Consider the following 21,358-nt stretch of genomic DNA (forward strand, 5'->3'; position numbering starts at 1 on the left):
TAACATAGCTTTTTAATATTTAATTAAATTTTACATATAGTAAGATATTATTTAAGGGTCAAAATAATATTGTGTTTTTTTATTTTTGATTTCAAATTGATTTTAGTATGATTGTTAATGGTTTATTAATTATACTAAAAACAGGTAGGAGAGTCCTATCTCTCCTACCTGTTTTATTTTATTCTAGAAGCTATTCTATTTCTACCAGCATTTTTAGCTCTGTACATTCTCTTATCTGCTAATCCAATCAATCTATCTATTACAATTTCTTCCTTCTTTATTTCCTTGCAATTTGCAACGCCAGCACTAAAGGTAAAGTTTATATCATTTCCATTACAATTAAAAGTTTTATTTCTGATAACATTTAAAATTCTCTCTAAGATTAAAACGCTTTCCTTTTCATCAATATCATTTAAAATAACTATAAACTCTTCCCCGCCATACCGTCCCAATATATCATATGGTCGCAAATTTTCTTTTATAACGCTCGTAAACTCTTTTAAAACAAGGTCTCCAATTCTATGTCCATATTTATCATTTACTCCTTTGAAGTAATCTATATCAATTATACAAACTGAAAAATCGTCTTCCCTTTTTTTATATCTTTCAATTATCTCTTCTGCTCTATTATAAACATATCTTCTATTGTATATTCCAGTTAGACAATCTTTATTTGATGCATCAAGTATTTTTTCCTCATACTTCATTCGTTCTGTAATATCCCTTGAAGCTGCATAAATTACATCATTATAAAGATTGGTTCTCCATTCAAAGTAGAGATATTCTCCATCTATTGTTCTATATCTATTTATAAAGTTGGTTAATTTTCCATCTTTTTTAAGTTTCTTTATAGATTCCAATGTATTATGGTGATCATTTTTATGTACAAGTTCCATAGCTCTTCTACCTATTAGAGTATCTACAGGATATCCTAATATATCTTCCCAAGCTTTATTTGCTTTTAAAAACCTTCCCTTCATATCGAGAATACAAAGAAGGTCTATGTTTACACTAAAAAACCTTTCAAGTTCTATGGATTGTTCTTTTGCTAAAGTTATATCTGAGTGTGTTCCAAACATTTTAATAGGTCTTCCGCTTTTATCTCGCTCTGTAACTTTTCCTCTATCACGAACCCATATCCATCTTCCATCCCGATGCTTCATTCTAATTTCACAGTCGTAAGAATCAATCTCATTTTTTAAATGCCGTTTTACCATCTCATCTGATAATTTTAAGTCATCTGGATGTGAAAACCTTCTCCAAGTTTTAATGCTAATTGGTTTTAATTCTTCTAGTGAATACCCTATCAATTTGCCCCACTGCTCATTAAATTCAACTTCTCCTGTGATAATATTCCACTCCCAAGTTCCAAGATTTGTTCCTTCAATTATATTGGTGAGCTTTTGTAATTTATTTCTTAATCTATTTGTAAGTGCTACTTTTTCAGTTATATCTACCATTACTATTAAAAATGCTCTCTTGCCATTATTATTTATTTCTTCTATAGAGAATAGTCCAGTTAAAAAGCTATCATCCTTACACTTTATAACAAGCTCCTCATCTTTTATCTCTTCTCCACTTAATAGTCTATTTCGCATATCTTCATATCTTTTCATGTCAACTACAATATTAAGCTTGTCAACTCGCATACCTACTAACTCTTCTTCTAAATAGCCTGTTTTTTCTAAAAATACAGGGTTTACTTTGATAAACTTTCTTTCCTCTATATCAGTTATAATCATAGGCATTGGATTGTTTTGAAATATCTTAGAGATGAGTCGTAAATTTTCATTTTCTTTTGTAAAATCCCTTGAAATACTGTAAATACAATCCTCTTCGTTCCATTTGCCAAACCAAATCCTAGTTTCTACTTCATATTTTACTCCAGATTTACTTATAGCTTCTAATAAGCACTTATCTCTTGTGCCATCTAGTATTTCTCTTAAAACAATAGAGGCTTCTTCTATTTTCTCTTTTGGATGCAAGTCTAAAATATTCATATTTTTTAACTCTTGAAAAGAATATTCCATTTTATTTAGCAATGACATATTACAATATATTATATTTCCATCTAGACTACTAATAATAAACATATCATCAATAGTCTCAAACAAATTAAAAAACTTAGTTTCAAAAGAAATTAAATCTTCTTTAGATAACAATTTAGAACTTTCCATATATAAGCACCCTCACTCTTTTATAATGTTAAATAACATTCTATTTTTATATCGATTCAGTTAATTACTACTATATCATCTTTTACCCACTGAATACATATATATCCATAAAACATAAACTAATTTCCATAAAATGTAAATAACAAAAAGGAGCCATAGTTTATAAAAAATATTATAAACCATGAACCCATCTTTTTACCAACTAATAGTCTATTCCTTTTATAGAATTATGGAACCATCTTTTAAGCGCTAAATTAGCATTTCAATAATAAATACAACTATACAACACGAAATAGAGATTTGAAAAAGACTTTTCCCAAACCATGCTAGTAAAATCCCTGTAATAAGTGCTAATGCACCTGCAATTGGTTCGCGTGTCGCCTCTAATATTGCAGGGAAGGTCATGACTGCTAAGGTTACATATGGGACATAGTAGAGAAACGAACGCACAAACTTATTGTTTATACGTTTTCTAATCAATGTTAAAGGTAATACACGAATAGCATAAGTTACCACTATCATTATAAATATGTATATATATATATTTCGTTCCATTTTTTAATTCTCCTTTTGAGTTACTGGAAAAAAGATAGCAGCAAAAGCTGAAATGGCTGTTGTCAAAATAATTATTTGTGTTCCACTAGATACCGCTTTAAATAATGCAAGTTTTGAAACAATAAAACTTACTATAAAACAAAGTAGTATCAATCCTGCAACTATACGATTTTTTTTGGCTGGTGGTATTATTACTGCTAGAAACATACCATATAAAGCTACGCTTAAAGCACTCACAACTCTAGGTGAAAGTATGTTTCCTGCTACTATTCCTAGTGCAGTTCCTGTTGCCCAAAATGGCATTGTGACACACATTGCAGCATAAAAATAATACGGATTTAACCATCCTTTACGGGCAAAAGATATACCAAAGAGCTCGTCTGTAACATCAATTCCTATTAAAAAACGATGATGTAATGGCAACTCTGGTTCTAACTTTTGACTTAAAGCCGAGCTCATTAAAAAATACCTTGCATTAGCGATGATGGTAACTAAGGCCATTTCCCAATAAGAGCCCCCAGAAGAAATTAGCATAAACCCAGCATATCCACCTGCTGATGCATTTGTAAGTAAAGCCGCCAAAGCTCCTTGAAAAACTGTTAGCCCTGCATTTCGTGCTGCTATACCTAAAGTAAAAGATACTGCAAAATATCCTAGTCCTATTGGTATACCATCTTTTATACCTTCTTTGAATTCATTTATATTTGCTTTTCTGCCTTCGTCTTGTACTAAAAAGTCTTCTCTTGATGTGTTTTTTGTTATTATATTAGCTTTTGTATCCAACTTTTACTCCCTTTCTTTTGTTAATTACTCTTATATTTTTTCTGTATCATTGCTTTGTCCCAATAATATAATACTACATAATTTAATTCTTTGCATCATTTATATATACTTATAAACCCATAAAAGTTATCCCCCAATACAAACTTATCAATTATCTTTAAATTATTATTTGCTCCAATCTCCTCCAATTCCTCTTCTGATATTCTCATTTCTACTGGAGGGCCCATTGAAGTTTCTCTTTTGTGAAATTCTATTATCATAAGCTTTCCATCTTTTTTTAATATTCTTTTTATTTCATCTATCATAAATTCTTTGTCATCAATATGATGAAGTACAGTTACCATTATAACCAAATCACACACTTTATCTCCTATCGGCAGTATATTTGACTCGACTTTCTTGACTTTTAAGTTTTTTATGTTTTTCTCTACTATTCTATTCTTTAATATCTCTATCATCTCATCTGATTTTTCAAGAGCATAGATGTCATTATCACTAATCTTTGTAGCTGGAATTGAAAATATTCCTGTACCCGCTCCAATATCACATAAAACCATACCTTCTTTAAAGCCTGCTCTTTTAAGAGTATCTATGGGATTAAGTTCTTCAAGTCTTTCTTTGTTTTCAAACTTCTTTATTTTTTCATAGTTCATAAATACCACCCTTTATCTTATATATATTAATTACCAAATCCCTTTTTGTTATAAAAACGCTGGATTATTTCTATCCAAAATAATAGATTATAATAGTTTTTAATTTTTTATTTGAATTTAATTCAATTTGAATTATAAAAGCTATGAATATAAAGAGTTACTTTTTTATATTCACAGCTCTTATAACAAGTTTTAAACTTCTACAGAAGTTTCTACTTTATATCTCTTTTCTTGATATTTTCTAATATAGAAAATTACTAATAAGAAACCCACTATTGTTATAGCTACAGTCAAGACAAATATAGATCTCATACCCCTTACTATGTCTTGCCCCGCTGCATTATATAGGGCTCCACATATTGTAGATGCTAATACAGATGAAAGTGTATTGACAAAGTTTACTAGGGCTGTTCCCGTAGATAGATTGCTAGGGTTAAGAATTTCTTGAGCAGCTGGTGTTACAGCTACCGCTCTAAAACTTTCTGCAAATCCTGTTATTGTAAATGAGATAAAGAAAATTGCAATAGACATACTTGGCGAAATAAACATCAATGGAATAAATGCTAATACAACTATGCCTGTAGCAAGTGCCATAGCCTTCCAAGAATTTGTTCTTTTTTTACCTACCCATACACCTGTAATAGCAGGGAATATAAGTATTATAGCTGTTCTAGGTAGTGTCAATAAACCAGTTATAGTGGCACTTTCACCTAATATTTTTAATGATGCTAAAGAACCATAGTTTACCATAACTGCTTGATAGAAATAAGCTATTAATCCAATAAATAAAAGTACTGTATATTCTTGATTTTTGAAAAGACTTATTGCGATGATGGGCTCTTCCTTTTTTTCTTCTACATTTTTTTCATATCTTATAAATACAATAAGGGAAATTATAATTACCGCAAAACCTAATAAAATTAAGGGATTTGTCCAACCCACATTTGGTGCAAAGTTAAAAGTTAATACAAACGAAGAAATTAAAATAGTTAGTAAAACTATTCCCCCAAAATCTAACTTAACTTTATTTTGTGCTTTAGTATTTGGTAGCGCCATAAATATAAATAATGCAGCTAATACTACAAATGCACCTGTAATAACAAGCCCTAGTTCAGTTTGCTTCATATCATTGAAAGCACCTGCTATCAATGCTCCACCGAAAGTTCCAGCTGCAACTGAACTTGCAAGAAGACCCATAGCTTTTGGAACATCTTTCTTTTCATTGATTATATTCATCAGTATAAATGGAGAAGCTGTAAAGGCTCCTTTAGACAAACTGTTTAATATCGTAAAACCTAAATATAATGAAGTATTAGGACTGTAAGCAATAGCTACAGTAGTTATAAATGCTATAATTGCTGAACCAACCATAAGAGTTCTTCTTCCAATAATATCTCCCAATTTTCCTCCTATAGGGGTCATTATTGCTGAACCTAGTGCTATTAAAATAGCAGAAAGCGAAAAAAATTCCATTCCATTTATTTTAGTAAGTATAAAGCTTTGCGATATAGCTAAGGCTGTACCATGCGCTGCAATATAAAACATAAATAAACAGGATCCCAAAGTAACTAATTTTTTATTTCTCTTACTTAAGGGTAGTGCTACATTGCTACTAACAACTTGTTCATTTTCTTTTTTACTCATCTTATCACTCCTATCAATATTTTTTTAAGACTCTACAGGAAAGATTTAATCCCTTTGAATTTCCTAACAAGTCATTATACTATGACTTATAATATAAAGTCAATTGAGAATTGTTAGAATTGTTTGTTAATAAAAAAACATTCATAGGATCGCAAGTAGCAAACCACAAAGCTGTTATACTAGTTAGGTAAGAGCAAAGCTTTCTCATAGCTCGTTTTATTTTCACCTAGTCAAATATTGTTTTCAAATCTCCATAACCTTCTTTTTCCATTTCTTCATAAGGTATAAATTTAAGGGAACTTCCATTTATGCAGTATCTCATTCCACCTTTATCAGGGGGTCCATCGTTAAATACATGTCCTAAGTGAGAGTCGCCGCTACTACTTTTTACTTCTATTCTATTCATACCAAGAGATTTGTCATTATACTGCTTTATATGTTTTTCATCTATAGGTTTTGTAAAAGAAGGCCAACCACATCCTGCATCATACTTATCTTGGGATGAAAATAGAGGTTCACCTGTTACTATATCAACATATATTCCTCTTTCATCTAATTTATCATATTCATGAGTGAAAGGTCTTTCTGTACTTCCCTTTTGGGTTACGTTATATTCTTCTTTACTTAGCTTTTCTCTTAATTCTTCATCAGAAGGTTTTAGATAAATATCTATATCTCCAAGTGATGGATCTCTTTCAACACCAGTTTCTGCCTCTTTTAAATTTATATGACAGTACCCTGTTGGATTTTTCTTTAAATAGTCTTGATGATATTCTTCTGCCTTATAAAAGTTTTCAAGTGGTAAAACTTCTACAACTATATCTTTTTTATATTTCTTTTGTTCTACCTCTATTACCTTTTTTATTTCATCAACTTGTTTTACATCGGTATAGTATATACCAGTTCTATACTGATTTCCTATATCACTACCTTGTTTGTTTAAGGAAGTAGGATCTATAACCTTGAAATAATAAAGAAGTATCTCTGTAAGATCTATCTTACTTGGATCATATTTTAATTCAACAGTTTCTGCATGACCTGTGTTCTTATAAATAACATCTTCATACGTAGGGTTTTTAGTAGTGCCATTTGCATATCCTGAAACTACATCTACTACACCCTCTATCCTTTCAAAATACCCTTCAACACCCCAGAAGCATCCTCCTGCAAGATATATAGTATTTACATCTTCTTCTCTATAGTCTTTTGTAAGACTAGGATTTTTATTTGCTGGAGCTCTATTTCCAAAGTTCATATTTCTAAGGATTAAAAATACTGTTAATATAACTACTATAATTAGTATAATATATTTATCCTTCATATCTCACCCTTCTTTCTTTTATAATAATATATTTATACCCAAAACTTATGTTTACTAATATAAATTTATTTAAATATTAAAATACCAAGTTTTATAATCCCTTGGTATTTTGGCTATAGAACTTTTATTTGAGGATTCTTCTTTTTCTATATTATTTTATCTTTATCAGGTATAGACTTTCTACCTCCTAAAGTTTGTACTGATATAGCTGATGTTTTTGAAGATAACTTTAGATTTTCTATCAATGAATAGTTATTTATTAGTCCATAAGCAAATGCACCATGAAATATATCGCCTGCTCCTGTGGTGTCTACTGCTTTTACTTTATATGCATCTAAAGATTTTACCTTTCCTTTTTCTTCATATATAAGTCCTCTTTCACCTAGTGTTACTACTATTTGTCCATGTTTATTTAATTTTTTCATTTTACTCATACATTCTTCATAATCATTTTCATTTTTAAGACTTTCCATTTCACAATAGGAAAGTGCAAAGTTTTCTGAAACTATAAGATAATCTACCCTCTCTCCCAATACAAGAGTTCCTTCTCTTACAGACCCCGCATCTAGTATAGTTTTAGCATTTGGAAATAATTCTATAGCTTTTATAGAAGTTTTAAGCTCATGACCATCAAATAGCATTACCTTGGGATTTAGTTTTTCTAAATCTTTTTGATCTATATCTAGTTGAGAATATGGCACTTTACAGTTTATTATAGTTCTTGTACCACTTTTTATATTTACAAGTATTGTAGAATAAGGGGTAGGATAATCTTTAGCCATCTTCACCATAGATGTATCTGTCCCTACATTTTTAAATTCTTCTATAATATTTTTACCATAGGCATCATCTCCTAAAAGTCCTATAAAAGATGTTTTAATTCCCCATTTGGATAATAAATAGGCTGCATTACTAGCCGGTCCTCCTCCTCCCTCTATTTTATAGTCGATTACGTACTTAGAGTTTTCTAATGGGTAGTCTTTTAATGGAAGTGTTACATCATAGGCAACATGACCTATACAAAGCACATCTACCATGTTTTATCAGTCCTTTCTATATTTTTTAAAACAATAAATGCTCCCTAGGGAGCATTTATTGTTTTTTACTATTCATAAGCCTCCACATCATTATTTAGTGTTGGAGATTTAGTTTTCATAAAACTTGGGATTATAAGGGCTAATAAGAACAACCCTGCAATAATATATATTCCCGTGCTACCTAGTAAGTCTGCTGCCTTACCTACTACTATTCCTATAACTCCAAAGTCAAAGTCACCAAATGTTGTGTTTTGGAAACCTAATTGTCCAAGTACCGGTAGGAGAAGTGCTGGTAGAAAAGTAATTCCAAGACCGTTAACAAATGAACCAACTACGGCACCTTTCTTTCCACCTGTAGCGTTTCCATATATCCCAGCTGTAGCCCCGCAGAAAAAGTGAGGAACTAGCCCTGGTATAATAAGAACACCACCTGCAAATCCAAGTATTAACATTCCAACTATGCCTCCGATAAAGCTTGAGATAAATCCAATTATTACAGCTGTAGGTGCATAAGTAAAGAAAACTGCGCAGTCTACTGCTGGAACTGCATTTGGTATAAGTTTTCTAGATATTCCTTCAAATGCAGGTATCAATTCACCTAATATCATTCTTACACCGTTATAGACTATAGTTACTCCTACTGCAAATTTAAGTGCTGACATGATGGCAAAAACTATAAAGTTTGTTCCACCTGATAGTTCCACAACAAAATCAGAACCTGCGGCTATTGCTGCTATAAGATAAAATACCATCATTGTTATTGCAGTGGATATAGTTGTATCTCTCAAGAAACCATATTTTTCGGGAATCTCTATATCCTCTGTGCTATCTTCTGGTTTTCCTACAAATTTACCTACCCAAGCTGAAATATAGTATCCTAAACTACCAAAGTGACCCATTGCTATATTGTCTCCTTCAGTAACCTGTAGGGTAAAGTTCTGACCTATAGCAGGTGAAATGGCTGACCATGCCCCCAACATAAATCCACCAACTAAAACCAATAATGCTCCAGAAAGTCCCCCTGTACTAAGTACTGCTGATAATAAACATGCCATGAAAAATGAATGATGTCCTGTCAAAAATATATACTTAAACTTAGTAAACCTAGCAATTACAAGATTAAAGAGAAGACCAAACAAGAGTATAAGCATTGTTTCTTTACCTAAAACATCTTGAGCAATTGCAACTATAGCTTCATTGTTAGGAATAACTCCTGTTATATTAAATCCATGTTCTATCATCTGTCCTAATGGGTTAAGATTTGAAACTATAAAGTCTGCACCAGCACCTAACATTAAAAATCCTAGAATAGGTTTTAGAGTTCCAGTCATTACTTTATTAAAAGGTTTTTTTAATGCTAAAAGACCTATTAAAGAAATTAAACCTATTAATAAAGAAGGTTGCGTCAAAATATCTTGAGAAATAATTTTTAAAATATTCATTATACTACCTCCTTTTAAAATTTATTTTTTACCTGACATTTCTAGCAATATGTCTAATACATCTGCTTCAATCTTTTTTTTGTTTACATAACTTCTTATAACAGCTACTTTTTTGCCTGTAAATTGATTTGCAAGTTCTTTAATAGTCACTATAAGGTCGCTTCCTTTTCCTTGAGCCGAGTTAAAGTCAGTAGACTCGATATCTGCTTCAATCCCATGTTCTTCGCATATCTCATCTAATCTCATTTTTAACATAAGGCTGCTGCCTATCCCATTTCCACATACAGTAAATATTTTAAGCATATTTCTCACCTCCCCCTTCCATCTTATATTTAAATATTATTTACTAAAACTATTTATTATTCTTATAACATCATCTACACTATCTGAGTGCAATATGGATTCTATATTATCTTCATCTTCTAAAAGCACCATTAATTGTGATAAAGCCTTTAGATGTGTTTTAGAGTCTACCGCGCAAAATGAAATAACTAATTTTACAGGGTCATTTTCTTCATTTCCAAATTCTATAGGGTTTTTAAGAGTAACTAAACTCATACCCATCTTAAGAGCACCTTTTTCTGGTCTAGCATGAGGCATTGCTATTCCTTCTAGTATTACTATATAAGGTCCTATATCTTTCACGGTTTCTATCATCGCATCTACATATCTTTCCTCTGCAGCATGTACGTTAACTAAAAGTGTACCCCCAATTCTTACTGCATCTTCCCAGTCTTTAGCATCTACATTTAATCTTATAGTGTCTTTAGTAATTATGTCTTTTAGCATTGTTCTTACTCCTCCTTTCACAAAGGAAATTCATATTGCCCTATAATTACTATACCCTCTAAGCTTATATCTAAAACCCTATAAAAAACATATATTTAAATGGCAATTTTCAATTGTTTTTTTATATACTAAATATATAGGATAAAAATACAATTTATATATTTAGTATAAGCTTTAAAAAATTATTTTTTTGTATTATGTTGTATAATATTGGGTAATTAGGGATTAAGTGTTAGGGGGGATATCTTTGTTTATTGCAAGACAGCCTATATTTAATAGATTTATGATAGTGTATGGATATGAATTGCTATATAGAGATAGCAAAACGTCAACTGTGTTTGGAAATGTTTCTGCAAAGAAAGCTACGGCAACGGTTTTAGGAGGTTTATTTGAGCTTGGAATAGACACTATTACCGACAACGAAAAAGCATTTATTAATTTTGATTATGAATTTTTATTATCAGATTCAATAGAATTGATTAATCCAGAAAAACTTATAATTGAAGTTTTAGAAGATGTAGAAGTAGATAAAGTACTCATAAAAAGACTTATAGAGTTAAAGAAACATGGATATAAAATTGCCTTAGATGATTTTGTAGAAGATTATGATGAATTTCCTTTAGTCCCAATCTCAGATATAATTAAATACGATATAATAGCTACCCCATTAGATAGTATAAGAGCACAAGTAAGGCTTGCACTGCATCAGGGCAAGACTTTATTGGCTGAAAAAATAGAAACAAAAGAGGAATATGAACAGGCAAAAGGGATGGGGTTTAGTCTTTTTCAAGGATATTTTTTTGAAAAACCAAGTATAGTTGGAAAGTCTAATGATAAGAAATCCACTAAATTCAATTATTTAAGACTTATAGCTGAACTTGGAAAGCCAGAACCTTCCTACAATAAATTAGCTAAAATAATAGGAAATGATGTAAATCTAGCCTATAGACTACTTAGAGTAGTCAAAAACAGCCAGTCAGATGATGTAGTTTATTCTATAAAAAGAGCTTTGGTATATATGGGTTTTAGAAGTATAGAAAGATGGATAAATATACTGATGTTACAAGATTTAGCTACAGATAAGCCACTAGAACTTACCAGACTTTCTCTTACAAGGTCTAAATTTGGAGAAGGGCTTGCAAATCATAGTAAGTTTAAATCAAGAGTTAACGAAGCTTCTACTATGCTTCTTTTTTCAACCTTAGATGCTATATTGGATCAATCTATGGAAGAAGCTCTTGATGGAATATCTCTTACGGAAGATATAAGAGAAGCTCTTATCCATAGAAAAGGAGAGCTTAGTCCTTTACTGGAACTTGTGTATTCTTATGAAAAAGGAGATTGGGATAAGGTAAAAACAATATCATCTGAAATCGGGATAACAGATAGAGAAGAAATATGTAATGAATATTTAAACGCTATAAAATACTGCACTGAAACAATGGATATGCTTTAATATATAGAAATCCTAAGCCTATATAGGCTTAGGATTTTACATTATAGCTTTTAATTTTCTTAATAAGTCTACTACAATATTTGAACACTCATCCATATCTTCTAAAGCTCTTTGAGCCATATCTATATCTCCATTATTATAAGCTGATATAGCTTTTTTTGCTAGAAGATGTAACTCTTCATGAGGTGATTCTAAATTATTTAAAATTTCTATAGCCCTAGAATCTGAAAAAACTTGTTCTTCTATCCAAAGCCCTAGTCTACATGTTTTATGAGTTCCTACTGTATCTTTATTTAGTTTTTCATAACCTAGTAACATATTGTACACTTTCCATCTCCAAATAAGGTGGTCACTTATGCATACTTCTATCTGGACTTTCTTATCTAATAAATTACACTCTTCATATGCTAAAAGTCTTATCTCATCTACTACTTTTGATATTTTGTAGAATGCCTTTCCAGTTCTTTCTATATCTTTTTTAAGAGCAGCAGTCTTTTCATTTATCTCCATAAGATTACCAGCCATCTCTTGTGTTGTTGCTGTTTGTTCTTCAGTATTTGCTGATATGTCATTAAAGGTCTTTCCAATATCTGTAAGAGCTCCACTTATTCCATTTACAGAATGTATAGCATTATCCATTAGAGATTTTGAGTTATTAAATGATTCTAAAGATTCATCTAGTGCTTTTGAAGTATTGGAAATCTTATCAGTTAAAGACTTTACTATACCCCTAATAGAACCTACTTGTTCTTTACTTGTTTCAGATAGCTTTTTAATTTCATTTGCTACAACAGAAAAGCCCCTTCCTTGTTCACCAGCTCTTGCCGCTTCTATGGATGCATTTAATGATAATAAGTTTGTCTGTTCTGCGATTGTTTCTATCATAACTACCATATCTACTATTCTCTTAGCTTCATTGTTTACAAGATCCATTATATCTCTTACTTCTTGAGTTTTTTCCATAGTACCTTCAATTTGACCAAATGACTCTTTTATTTTTTCTATAGAACTATTAGAATCTTGCATACTCTTTGTAGTGTTTTTATAACAATCCTGAACAAAATTTGCTATATCTTCTGAAGAAGTGCTTAGTTCTTCACCACTTGCTGCTACATTTTCTACCATTTCCCCTTGAGTATCCGTATCCACTATCATGTCTTTAATATAGTCAAGTTGAGTCATATACTGTAATAGTTCATTCAGTTTTATAAGCAAGTCTTGATTAGAGCTTTCTTTATGACTTAAACGTTTTTCCAATTCTTTTACTCTTTCGTCTTCTAAAACATTTACTGCACTTGCAGCTTCTACTTCTCTTTTTCTCTTAAAAATCTCCATATCCATCCCTTCTCTCTGATATAATGCAACATCTTTTATGTCTAAATTTTTTATCCTTGTAATATTATAATCGGTATTTTTCTTAAAAAGTTAATCTAAATATATATTTAGATTAACTTTTATCTTCCATAGATAGGGAATGTTTTCCGTTGATATAGGTCCATATAAGACCTGATAAAACTGCTATAGATGCAAGTCTAATGAAGTATGGCATAATCTTTATTGCAGCATTAACTGCTAGGATTTCTCCCTTGGTGCCTCCAATTATCAGCCCAATTACAAACATCAAAAATATTACCCCTCCTCCTAGTATTGCTATTATAAGAGATAAGCTAAATATATTTTCTATAAAGGTTTCTAATTTCTTTTTCATTTTAATTCCTCCTTGTAAATAAAGAAAACTTATATTAGATGAATTTTTCTAATATAGATTTTCTTATCCATATCTTAACTTTTGCTACTTCCATCTAAAGAGGATAAATCTTAATTGTAAGCTATTGAATAAATGGAATAGGAAGTATTCCAGATAGTAGTATTATAGCTAAGACTAAATGGGCAAATACCCATATAAGTGCTAGAGCTGATGTTTCTTTCATTTTAGAACCAGCTATACCCATAGCTGTATACATTGCTAGAGCCAGTGGAGGCGTCATTCCCTCTAGTGCTCCTGTTATTGCTGGAAGTATAGCTGCTACAAGTAAAGGATTTACTCCTACAGTAGCTAGTGAAGCTACTATACCCGTTCCAAATATAGCTACCTGTGAAGAACCAGGAAGGATCATTCCTAAAAATGTTGTAAATATAGGGAAAAATATAATAAGTTGAAGTTTTGTCATATTAAAAGACTCTACATACTCTCCAAGAGAGGCTCCTACATTTGCATCACCAAAGAGAGTTGAGATACTATAAGCGAAATAAACTGTTGCTGCAACGGGAGTAATATGTTGTATCCCTCTTTTAAATAAATCAAATATATTTTTAAAACTAAGTCCTCCGTTTATTTCATCTTTACTTATTAAAAGTGAGTAAATAGCTGCAACTCCTGGTGTAAAAAGAATAACTGAAGCTGAAAATGCTTTTGCCCCTTCCTCGCCTAGTCTTGAAACAAAGAAAGTATCTTTAAATTTAAAATCTAAATATAAAGGTATAAATATAATAAGTGGAACAAGAAGTGCTTTCCATCCATTTTTAAGAGTTTCGCCTATCTTAGGTATTTCATCTTTTGGTACAGGTGAAACCTTGTATTTTCTACAAAATATATATAGAGTTATAAATCTTTGAAGGATAAACCAAATTCCAACTCCCCATACTGCCATCCAAAATGTAGATAGTTCATACTTGCCTGGAAAAACCGTATCTAGCGCTGCAAAGGCCAAGAGTATTGTTCCAGATGGTGGAATCATAGGACCTAGTGAACTTGCAGACATCTCAACTGTAGCTGCAAGTTCACTAGGGAAACCTGTTTTAATCATAGCAGGAATAGTAAACACCCCAGTAGCTGCTACGTTTCCAGGGCCTGTCCCTGAAAGAGCCGCCATAAATGTACTTGCTACTAAACTTACATACCCTGCTCCTCCTTTAAATCTTCCAACTATTGATAGGACAAAGTTTATAATAGCATCTACTACATTGGTTTGTCCAAATATAAAGGCTAAACTCATAAAAGCAACTATCGCATAAAACAAAGTATTTGTAGATGGTTGTATAAGATAATAAATAAACTTGTCCCACTTACCCAGTATAAGTATCATAACTACATATCCAACAAACATCGCCTCATAGATCGGCCTTTTAAGTAATACAAATACAACTACAATGGTAATTAACAATGCAAATAAATATAATAGTTCCATTGGTATACCTGCCATAAATATTCCCCATTTCTTTTTGTTTTTACCTTCAAACTTAAAACTTCTTAATCCTTTAAAGGTTTAAGAAGTTTTAATAACACTTAATAACAATCTCCAAGAACCACCCTAGCCTCTATCGTTCCATCCCCCACATCATAAAAGATCTTGCTTTCTATTTCGAAACACTTCTCTTCTGATAGGACTTTGTTTGACATAAGCATTGCTAGTAGTTCTATCTGAGTTAATTCTAATTCTTTTCTTTTTAGATGAAATCCTCCTGGATAAAATATGGTTACCTTTATTTTTTCCATAATTAAGCCCCCCTTAAGTTTTTTAAAGCACTTCTCTAAATAAGTAAAATAAAATTATGAATTATAAATTATGTTGTATTATATATTTACCCCTTTATTAGTATTATACTACATTATCTAATAGAAAGTTCACAAAATTTTTAGACAACTTTGTAATTAATCTAAATATGTCATTATAAAGGTTACGACTGCCTTTTGCCTAATAAATAATACTCAAAATAATAAAAAAAAGCTTGTTTCCAAGTTTTAAAACTTGGAAACAAGCTTTTAATATAAATGGTTTAACGGTCCTCTTCCTTCCCCTAAATCCAATCCATCTCCTATAGCACCAATTAAATATTCTTTTGCCTTTATAAAGCTAGACTCTACATCCATTCCATTGGCAAGATTTACAGCTATAGCTGAAGATAGTGTGCAGCCTGTTCCATGAGTATTCGGATTTTCTATTTTCTCTCCTTCTATCCAATTTATTTTTCCATCTATTAAAAGCAGATCATCCGCACTTGTTTCTAAATGTCCACCCTTAACTAATATAGCACCATCTATGAACTTTGCTATTATCTTGGCAGCCTTTTCCATATCCTCTTTGTTGTTTACCTCTATACCACTTAAAACACTAGCTTCTTGCATATTTGGGGTAATTATATCTGCTAGGGGAAGGAGTTCATTTATTAAAGTATTATTTGCTTTTGAATCCATTAGTACACTTCCACTAGTTGCAACCATCACTGGGTCTACAACAATATTTTTCGCACCATACTCTCTTAACTTCCTAGCTATTACTTTAATTATACTTTCATTAGAAACCATTCCTATTTTAATAGCATCTGGATATATATCACTAAAAACTGCATCAAGTTGCTTTCCTACAAATTCTGGAGATAAGTCTACTACATCAGTTACTCCCATAGTATTTTGGGCAGTTAAAGAAGTTATAACACTCATTCCATATGTTTTATGTGCAGCAAAAGTCTTTAAGTCCGCTTGGATACCCGCTCCACCACTACAATCAGACCCTGCTATAGTTAGTAACTTTTTCATCTATTTTCCCCCTAAGTATTTCTTTACAAGTTTATTTAAATCTCTCGTAGCCTTTCCTATATCTTCTTTAGCTAGTATTGCCGATATTACAGCTATACCATCTACTTTGCTTTCCTCTAGTAGATGAAGATTTTCATCACTTATTCCACCTATTGCAACAACAGGGATTTTTACCGTTTCTTTGATCTCTTTTAACTCTTTTAAATTTACACTTACAGCATTTGACTTTGAATCGGTCGGAAAAACTGCTCCCACACCAATATAGTCTGCACCGTTTTTTTCTGCATCTAGTGCTTCTTCCATCGTTCCAGCTGAAACTCCTAGTATCTTACCTTCTCCAAGTAATCTTCTAGCTTCTTCTACTTCTATATCATCTTGTCCGATATGAACTCCATCAGTATCCACTTCAATAGCTACCTCTATATTGTCATTTATAACAAAGGGAATTTTATACCTATCTGTAACTTTTTTTATATCTAAAGCTATGTTTTTAAATTCTTCAAATTTGAGATCTTTTTCTCTAAGTTGTACAAAAGTAACTCCATTGTTTATAGCTTCCTCTACTACTTCTTCTAACTTATTTTCTCCAAGCCAATTTCTATCTGTAACCAAATAAAGTAAAAGATCATTATTTGTAAGTTTCAATTTTTAAACCCTCCTTTAAACCTTCTTCATCTAATTTACTTATATAATCTATTAAAAACATTCTAAGAGAACTGGTTCCAACATCTTCTTTTATCATCTTTTTATTTGCAAGTTCTCCACTAAGTCCCATCATTCCAACTGCCATTGTGGTACTTACTAATATATTTGTTGGATTTGCACCTACAAATGCACCTATAAGTCCTGCTAACATACACCCTGTTCCCGTTATCTTTTCCATATTTTCATGCCCATTTCTTACAATGTATGTCTTTTTACTATCTGTTACTATATCAATTGGTCCTGTAATAACTACCACTGATTTATAGATTTCACTTACTTTCTTTGCAACTTTTATATATTCTTCTAAATTTGATTCGTTTATTATATCTTCTACGCTTACATCTACCCCACCAGATGTCTTATTTCCATCTAAGATGGCCTTTATCTCTGATGCATTACCTCTAATTACTGAATACCTTACTTCCTTTAGTAAATTTAAACATGTTTCTGTTCTGAAATTAGAAGCACCTATTGCAACTGGATCAAGCACAACTGGTTTATTTATTTTATTGGCAGTTTTACCAGCTTCAAGCATTGATTTAATAACTCTAGGATTTAAAGTTCCTATATTGATAACGAGTGAATTACATATCTCTATAATCTCAGAGACCTCTTCTATTCCATCTGCCATTATTGGAGATCCCCCAGATGCCAATATAACATTTGCAACATCATTTACAGTTACATAATTTGTGATGCAGTGAACAAGTGAACCTTTTTTTAAATTCTTAAGTATTTTCATGTCCATAAAAGTTCCCCCAAGCTATTATTTTTTAAATAAAAAAGACTTGCCATGGCAAGTCTCATACTTTAATCTCTTGTATGTTCCCTACGTTAGCATTACCTAAATCAGGTTATATGGTCGAACTTAGATAAAAGTTCCTCTCAGCCGAGTTTCTCTCAGCTCCCATTTTCATAATATTAAATCTAATTATATAGAACAAAGTCTATATTGTCAATACATCTATCGCTTCCTTAAAATCTTTAATATAAAAATCTGAAACTTCTAGTATTTTATCTAAATCTTTAAATGCAACAGAATCTTCTACACCTACAATATTTAATCCTACCCTTTTAGCTACTCTCATAGAAAATAGAGAGTCTTCAAATAGGAATATCTCGCCTGGTTCTAAATTCAGATTTTTATATAAAACTTTAAAAAACATCTCATCGTTTTTACTAAGTCCAGTATTTTCACAGGTCTGTATAAACTCAAAATAATCTAAAATATCATATCTATTTAAAACACTTTGTATAAGTTTTTCATCTGTTACACTAGCTATTGCTATTCTAGTTTCTTTTGTTTTTAATCTATCTAGAAATTCTATTACATATGGCTTTAATTGTACCTTGTTTTTATAATAGTTAAGTAATAAATTGTCCATCTCATCTTTTATAGTATTGTTATCTTTTTTAATACTATATCTCTCCTTCATATAGGAAATTCCTTCATCAAGTGTAAGCTTTTCTAAAGCCTTATTTAAATCATCTTCTGCTTTAATTTCTATAGATTCTAAATAGTTTTTAGCGAGATTTTCCCAAAACTCCATAGAGTCTGCAAGCGTACCATCAAAATCAAATACTGCTGCTTTCATAAAATCTTCCTTTCGATATATAATGTTTACCTTTATCATCTTTTAATTACTAAGTAGATTAATAACCTTTAGGGAAGCCTATATAGATAGCTTCCCTAAAGGTTATTAATCATGTTAAAAAGGTTCTACTTAACTATCTTTCTATCCCAATGTCTATGTTTGGCTATTTCTTTAGCAATATTATCTAAGCTATCTTTATTTAAAACACCAGGTTCTTTCGTTTTCCAATTCTCCATCCAATTTATTGAATCTCCTAATGGAGCTATTGTTTTATAATGACTAAAAGCATCATTTAAAAAGTCAGTTGCCTTTTTCTTAAACATTGGATCGGGATTTTTATCAGACATGACAACTATACTATCATAAAGAACAGAATCCGGTGTATCCACTGCCCAATCAACCTTTAGCTTATTACCATCTGAAATCTTAGGCATAGATATTTCAGCGTCACATCCTTCTTTTTTTAATATATCTATTATGTTTTCTGCATCTTTTTCATAAGAAGAATCAGATAACAATATAAGAGCCTTTCTTCCTTTGGCTGTAAATTTTGTGTTCATTTGACTTAAAGCTGGTGAAATATATTCCGGTTTTTTTACATCAACATTTGGGACTTTGCAATCTAGCTTTTCTGCAACATGTTTAGCTAAATCTCTATCTATATTTGCTATCATATTAACTGTGTTTTGCCTTACTTCTTCTGATTCACATTTATTTAACTCAAAAGATATGGCATCTTTAATATGCTGTTTTTCTACTTCACTCATAGAGTTATAGAACATTATAGCCTGGCTAAAGTGATCATCAAAGCTCTCACTTCTCTCTCTTGTCTTGTAGCCTTCTACCTTTTGAGCTAAATGTCTATAATCATGTTCATCATCTGACTCATGAGGATCGTTACCTTTTAAGAAGTTTTTATGATAACTTACTTGTCCAGTATTTATTGTCATCCTATGCATTCCATCCCTTTGATTGTTATATACAGGAGCTATAGGTCTATTTATTGGTATCTCATTAAAGTTTGGTCCTCCAAGTCTAGATAATTGAGTATCTAGGTATGAAAATAACCTAGTTTGGAGTAGAGGATCATTTGTAAAATCTATTCCCGGAATAATATGTCCTGGATGAAATGCCACTTGCTCAGTTTCTGCAAAAAAGTTATCAGGGTTTTTATTTAACTCTATCTTACCTATTATTGTAATTGGAACCATTTCTTCAGGTATAAGTTTTGTAGGGTCAAGAAGATCTATTCCATACTTAAATTCATCTTTTTCAGGTATAAGTTGAACTCCAACTTCCCACTTAGGATAATTCCCTTTTTCTATAGAATCCCATAAATCTCTTCTATGAAAATCTGGGTCTTTTCCTGATATCTTTTGAGCTTCATCCCACACTAGGGAGTGCGTTCCAAGAACTGGTTTAAAGTGATATTTTATAAAATGAGATTTCCCATCTTCGTTTATCCATCTAAATGTGTGCACTCCAAATCCTTCCATCATATTAGTAGATCTTGGTATTCCTCTATCTGACATAGCCCACATTAGCATATGAGCTGTTTCATGGTTTTGGGATATAAAGTCCCAAAAAGTGTCATGGGCAGATGAGGCTTGGGGCATATCGTGATGAGGTTCCATTTTAACTGCATGTATAAAATCAGGAAATTTAATACCATCTTGAATAAAAAATACAGGCATGTTATTTCCAACTAAATCATAGTTACCCTCTTCTGTGTAAAACTTCATAGCAAAACCTCTTACATCTCTTACAGTATCTGATGATCCTTTGTTTCCTGCTACAGGAGAAAATCTCATAAAAAGGGGTGTCTCTTTTCCTTCTTCAGAAAATATTATAGCTTTTGTAAATTCTTTCATTGATTTGGTACAAGTAAAGGTTCCATGTGCTCCGTGTCCTCTTGCATGTACTACTCTCTCTGGGATCCTTTCATGATCAAAATGCATCATTTTTTCTCTGTAATGAAAATCTTCAAGTAAAGTTGGCCCCCTTCTTCCAGCCGTTAAAGATTTTTCATCTTCCGTTACTTTCATACCAGTGTTTGTAGTTAGTGTTTCACCTTCATCTCGAACTTTAAATTTTTCAAGCTGCTCTTGTTTCTTATCCATTTTAGGTTTATTATCCTTTTTATCTTTCATCTTTAGGCCTCCTATATTTTAAGATATATTCTTTAAATATTCAGTCGATATTTTAATACCCAAATAAAGGATTATTATTGAAATTTATAAAATTTTATCTATTTAAAAGATAATCATTTTATTCACTAAGAGTATTTATCCTAAAAGAAAAATAATAATAGATAAACATTATTAAAAAAAGTATAAGAAGTCTTAAATACATATTGTTCATTAAAATAGCAGTTGTAATTAACATAATTGACACAGGTATAACTATTAACAACTTTTTCCTTAGAGTCATAGATCTTGTTCTTTTAAATTCTTCTAGATGGTTTTTATAAATTTTTGTTGATATAAACCATTTATTAAACTTCGGAGATCCTTTAGCAAAGAAGAATGAAGCTAAAAGTAAAAAAGGAGTGGTAGGAAGTACAGGAAGAAATATCCCTATAAATCCTAATCCTAGAAAAACAAATGCTAATATAATATATATTATATTTAAAAATGATACTCTCATAAGTAGAATTCCTCCTAA

Annotated in this window: 21 protein-coding genes and 1 riboswitch; of the genes, 1 reads left to right on the plus strand and 20 read right to left on the minus strand. The window is 31.2% G+C overall.

Annotated features, from left to right (window positions below; translation table 11 throughout):
* Positions 1–173: 173 nt before the first annotated feature.
* The 10 genes from TICRE_RS04470 to TICRE_RS04515 form a co-directional block, all read right to left on the minus strand.
* Positions 174–2,177, minus strand: a complete 2,004-nt coding sequence (locus tag TICRE_RS04470) for a GGDEF domain-containing protein (RefSeq protein WP_075725572.1) — start codon at positions 2,175–2,177, stop codon at positions 174–176.
* Positions 2,178–2,426: 249 nt separating this feature from the next.
* Positions 2,427–2,732 carry an AzlD domain-containing protein gene (locus tag TICRE_RS04475; RefSeq protein ID WP_075725574.1) on the minus strand — a complete coding sequence of 102 codons (306 nt, stop codon included), beginning with the start codon at positions 2,730–2,732 and terminating at the stop codon, positions 2,427–2,429.
* 3 nt (positions 2,733–2,735) lie between these two features.
* On the minus strand, positions 2,736–3,515 hold the full coding sequence (locus TICRE_RS04480) for an AzlC family ABC transporter permease (protein ID WP_198927479.1): 780 nt from the start codon (positions 3,513–3,515) through the stop codon (positions 2,736–2,738).
* Positions 3,516–3,610: 95 nt separating this feature from the next.
* Positions 3,611–4,168, minus strand: a complete 558-nt coding sequence (locus TICRE_RS04485) for a class I SAM-dependent methyltransferase (RefSeq protein WP_075725576.1) — start codon at positions 4,166–4,168, stop codon at positions 3,611–3,613.
* A gap of 192 nt (positions 4,169–4,360) precedes the next feature.
* Positions 4,361–5,812: an MFS transporter gene (locus tag TICRE_RS04490; RefSeq protein WP_075725578.1), complete on the minus strand. Its 1,452-nt coding sequence runs from the start codon at positions 5,810–5,812 to the stop codon at positions 4,361–4,363.
* A 226-nt stretch (positions 5,813–6,038) separates the two neighbouring features.
* Positions 6,039–7,133 carry a peptide-methionine (R)-S-oxide reductase MsrB gene (msrB, locus tag TICRE_RS04495; RefSeq protein ID WP_084191827.1) on the minus strand — a complete coding sequence of 365 codons (1,095 nt, stop codon included), beginning with the start codon at positions 7,131–7,133 and terminating at the stop codon, positions 6,039–6,041.
* A gap of 146 nt (positions 7,134–7,279) precedes the next feature.
* Positions 7,280–8,170, minus strand: coding sequence for a carbohydrate kinase family protein (locus TICRE_RS04500; protein ID WP_075725580.1), 891 nt, complete (start codon positions 8,168–8,170; stop codon positions 7,280–7,282).
* 68 nt (positions 8,171–8,238) lie between these two features.
* On the minus strand, positions 8,239–9,612 hold the full coding sequence (locus tag TICRE_RS04505) for a PTS ascorbate transporter subunit IIC (protein ID WP_075725582.1): 1,374 nt from the start codon (positions 9,610–9,612) through the stop codon (positions 8,239–8,241).
* A 21-nt stretch (positions 9,613–9,633) separates the two neighbouring features.
* Entirely contained in the window at positions 9,634–9,915 is a 282-nt protein-coding gene (locus TICRE_RS04510; protein WP_075725584.1) for a PTS sugar transporter subunit IIB, read from the minus strand.
* A 36-nt stretch (positions 9,916–9,951) separates the two neighbouring features.
* Complete coding sequence (locus TICRE_RS04515; RefSeq protein WP_198927480.1) at positions 9,952–10,422, minus strand: PTS sugar transporter subunit IIA; 471 nt, start codon at positions 10,420–10,422, stop codon at positions 9,952–9,954.
* Positions 10,423–10,648: 226 nt separating this feature from the next.
* On the opposite strand from TICRE_RS04515, the gene TICRE_RS04520 reads away from it, so the two are divergent.
* Positions 10,649–11,857, plus strand: a complete 1,209-nt coding sequence (locus tag TICRE_RS04520; protein WP_075725588.1) for an EAL and HDOD domain-containing protein — start codon at positions 10,649–10,651, stop codon at positions 11,855–11,857.
* A 36-nt stretch (positions 11,858–11,893) separates the two neighbouring features.
* Here the strand turns inward: TICRE_RS04520 and TICRE_RS04525 are convergent, their stop codons facing one another.
* The 10 genes from TICRE_RS04525 to TICRE_RS04570 form a co-directional block, all read right to left on the minus strand.
* Positions 11,894–13,192, minus strand: a complete 1,299-nt coding sequence (locus TICRE_RS04525) for a methyl-accepting chemotaxis protein (RefSeq protein ID WP_075725590.1) — start codon at positions 13,190–13,192, stop codon at positions 11,894–11,896.
* 112 nt (positions 13,193–13,304) lie between these two features.
* Complete coding sequence (locus TICRE_RS04530) at positions 13,305–13,565, minus strand: hypothetical protein (protein WP_075725592.1); 261 nt, start codon at positions 13,563–13,565, stop codon at positions 13,305–13,307.
* A gap of 121 nt (positions 13,566–13,686) precedes the next feature.
* On the minus strand, positions 13,687–15,060 hold the full coding sequence (locus TICRE_RS04535) for a TRAP transporter large permease subunit (protein WP_075725594.1): 1,374 nt from the start codon (positions 15,058–15,060) through the stop codon (positions 13,687–13,689).
* Between the two features lie 83 nt (positions 15,061–15,143).
* Positions 15,144–15,353 carry a hypothetical protein gene (locus tag TICRE_RS04540; RefSeq protein ID WP_075725596.1) on the minus strand — a complete coding sequence of 70 codons (210 nt, stop codon included), beginning with the start codon at positions 15,351–15,353 and terminating at the stop codon, positions 15,144–15,146.
* Positions 15,354–15,620: 267 nt separating this feature from the next.
* A complete protein-coding gene (gene thiD, locus TICRE_RS04545) occupies positions 15,621–16,394 on the minus strand; it encodes a bifunctional hydroxymethylpyrimidine kinase/phosphomethylpyrimidine kinase (RefSeq protein WP_075725598.1) in 774 nt (257 codons plus the stop codon).
* On the minus strand, positions 16,395–17,039 hold the full coding sequence (gene thiE, locus TICRE_RS04550; protein ID WP_075725600.1) for a thiamine phosphate synthase: 645 nt from the start codon (positions 17,037–17,039) through the stop codon (positions 16,395–16,397).
* The gene (gene thiM / locus TICRE_RS04555; RefSeq protein WP_075725602.1) at positions 17,023–17,847 is read right to left on the minus strand and encodes a hydroxyethylthiazole kinase; all 825 of its coding nucleotides are present in this window, start codon (positions 17,845–17,847) and stop codon (positions 17,023–17,025) included. The genes thiE and thiM overlap by 17 nt, the downstream gene beginning before the upstream one ends.
* 59 nt (positions 17,848–17,906) lie before the next feature.
* A riboswitch (TPP riboswitch) is annotated at positions 17,907–18,020 on the minus strand.
* Positions 18,021–18,046: 26 nt separating this feature from the next.
* Positions 18,047–18,694: an HAD family hydrolase gene (locus TICRE_RS04560; RefSeq protein WP_075725604.1), complete on the minus strand. Its 648-nt coding sequence runs from the start codon at positions 18,692–18,694 to the stop codon at positions 18,047–18,049.
* Positions 18,695–18,819: 125 nt separating this feature from the next.
* A complete protein-coding gene (locus TICRE_RS04565; protein WP_075725606.1) occupies positions 18,820–20,844 on the minus strand; it encodes a catalase in 2,025 nt (674 codons plus the stop codon).
* A 118-nt stretch (positions 20,845–20,962) separates the two neighbouring features.
* Positions 20,963–21,340 (minus strand): YbaN family protein, encoded by a 378-nt coding sequence (locus TICRE_RS04570; protein WP_075725608.1) that lies wholly within the window; start codon positions 21,338–21,340, stop codon positions 20,963–20,965.
* Between the last annotated feature and the right edge of the window lie 18 nt (positions 21,341–21,358).

Source organism: Tissierella creatinophila DSM 6911 (assembly GCF_001940565.1).
GTDB classification, from domain to species: domain Bacteria; phylum Bacillota; class Clostridia; order Tissierellales; family Tissierellaceae; genus Tissierella_A; species Tissierella_A creatinophila.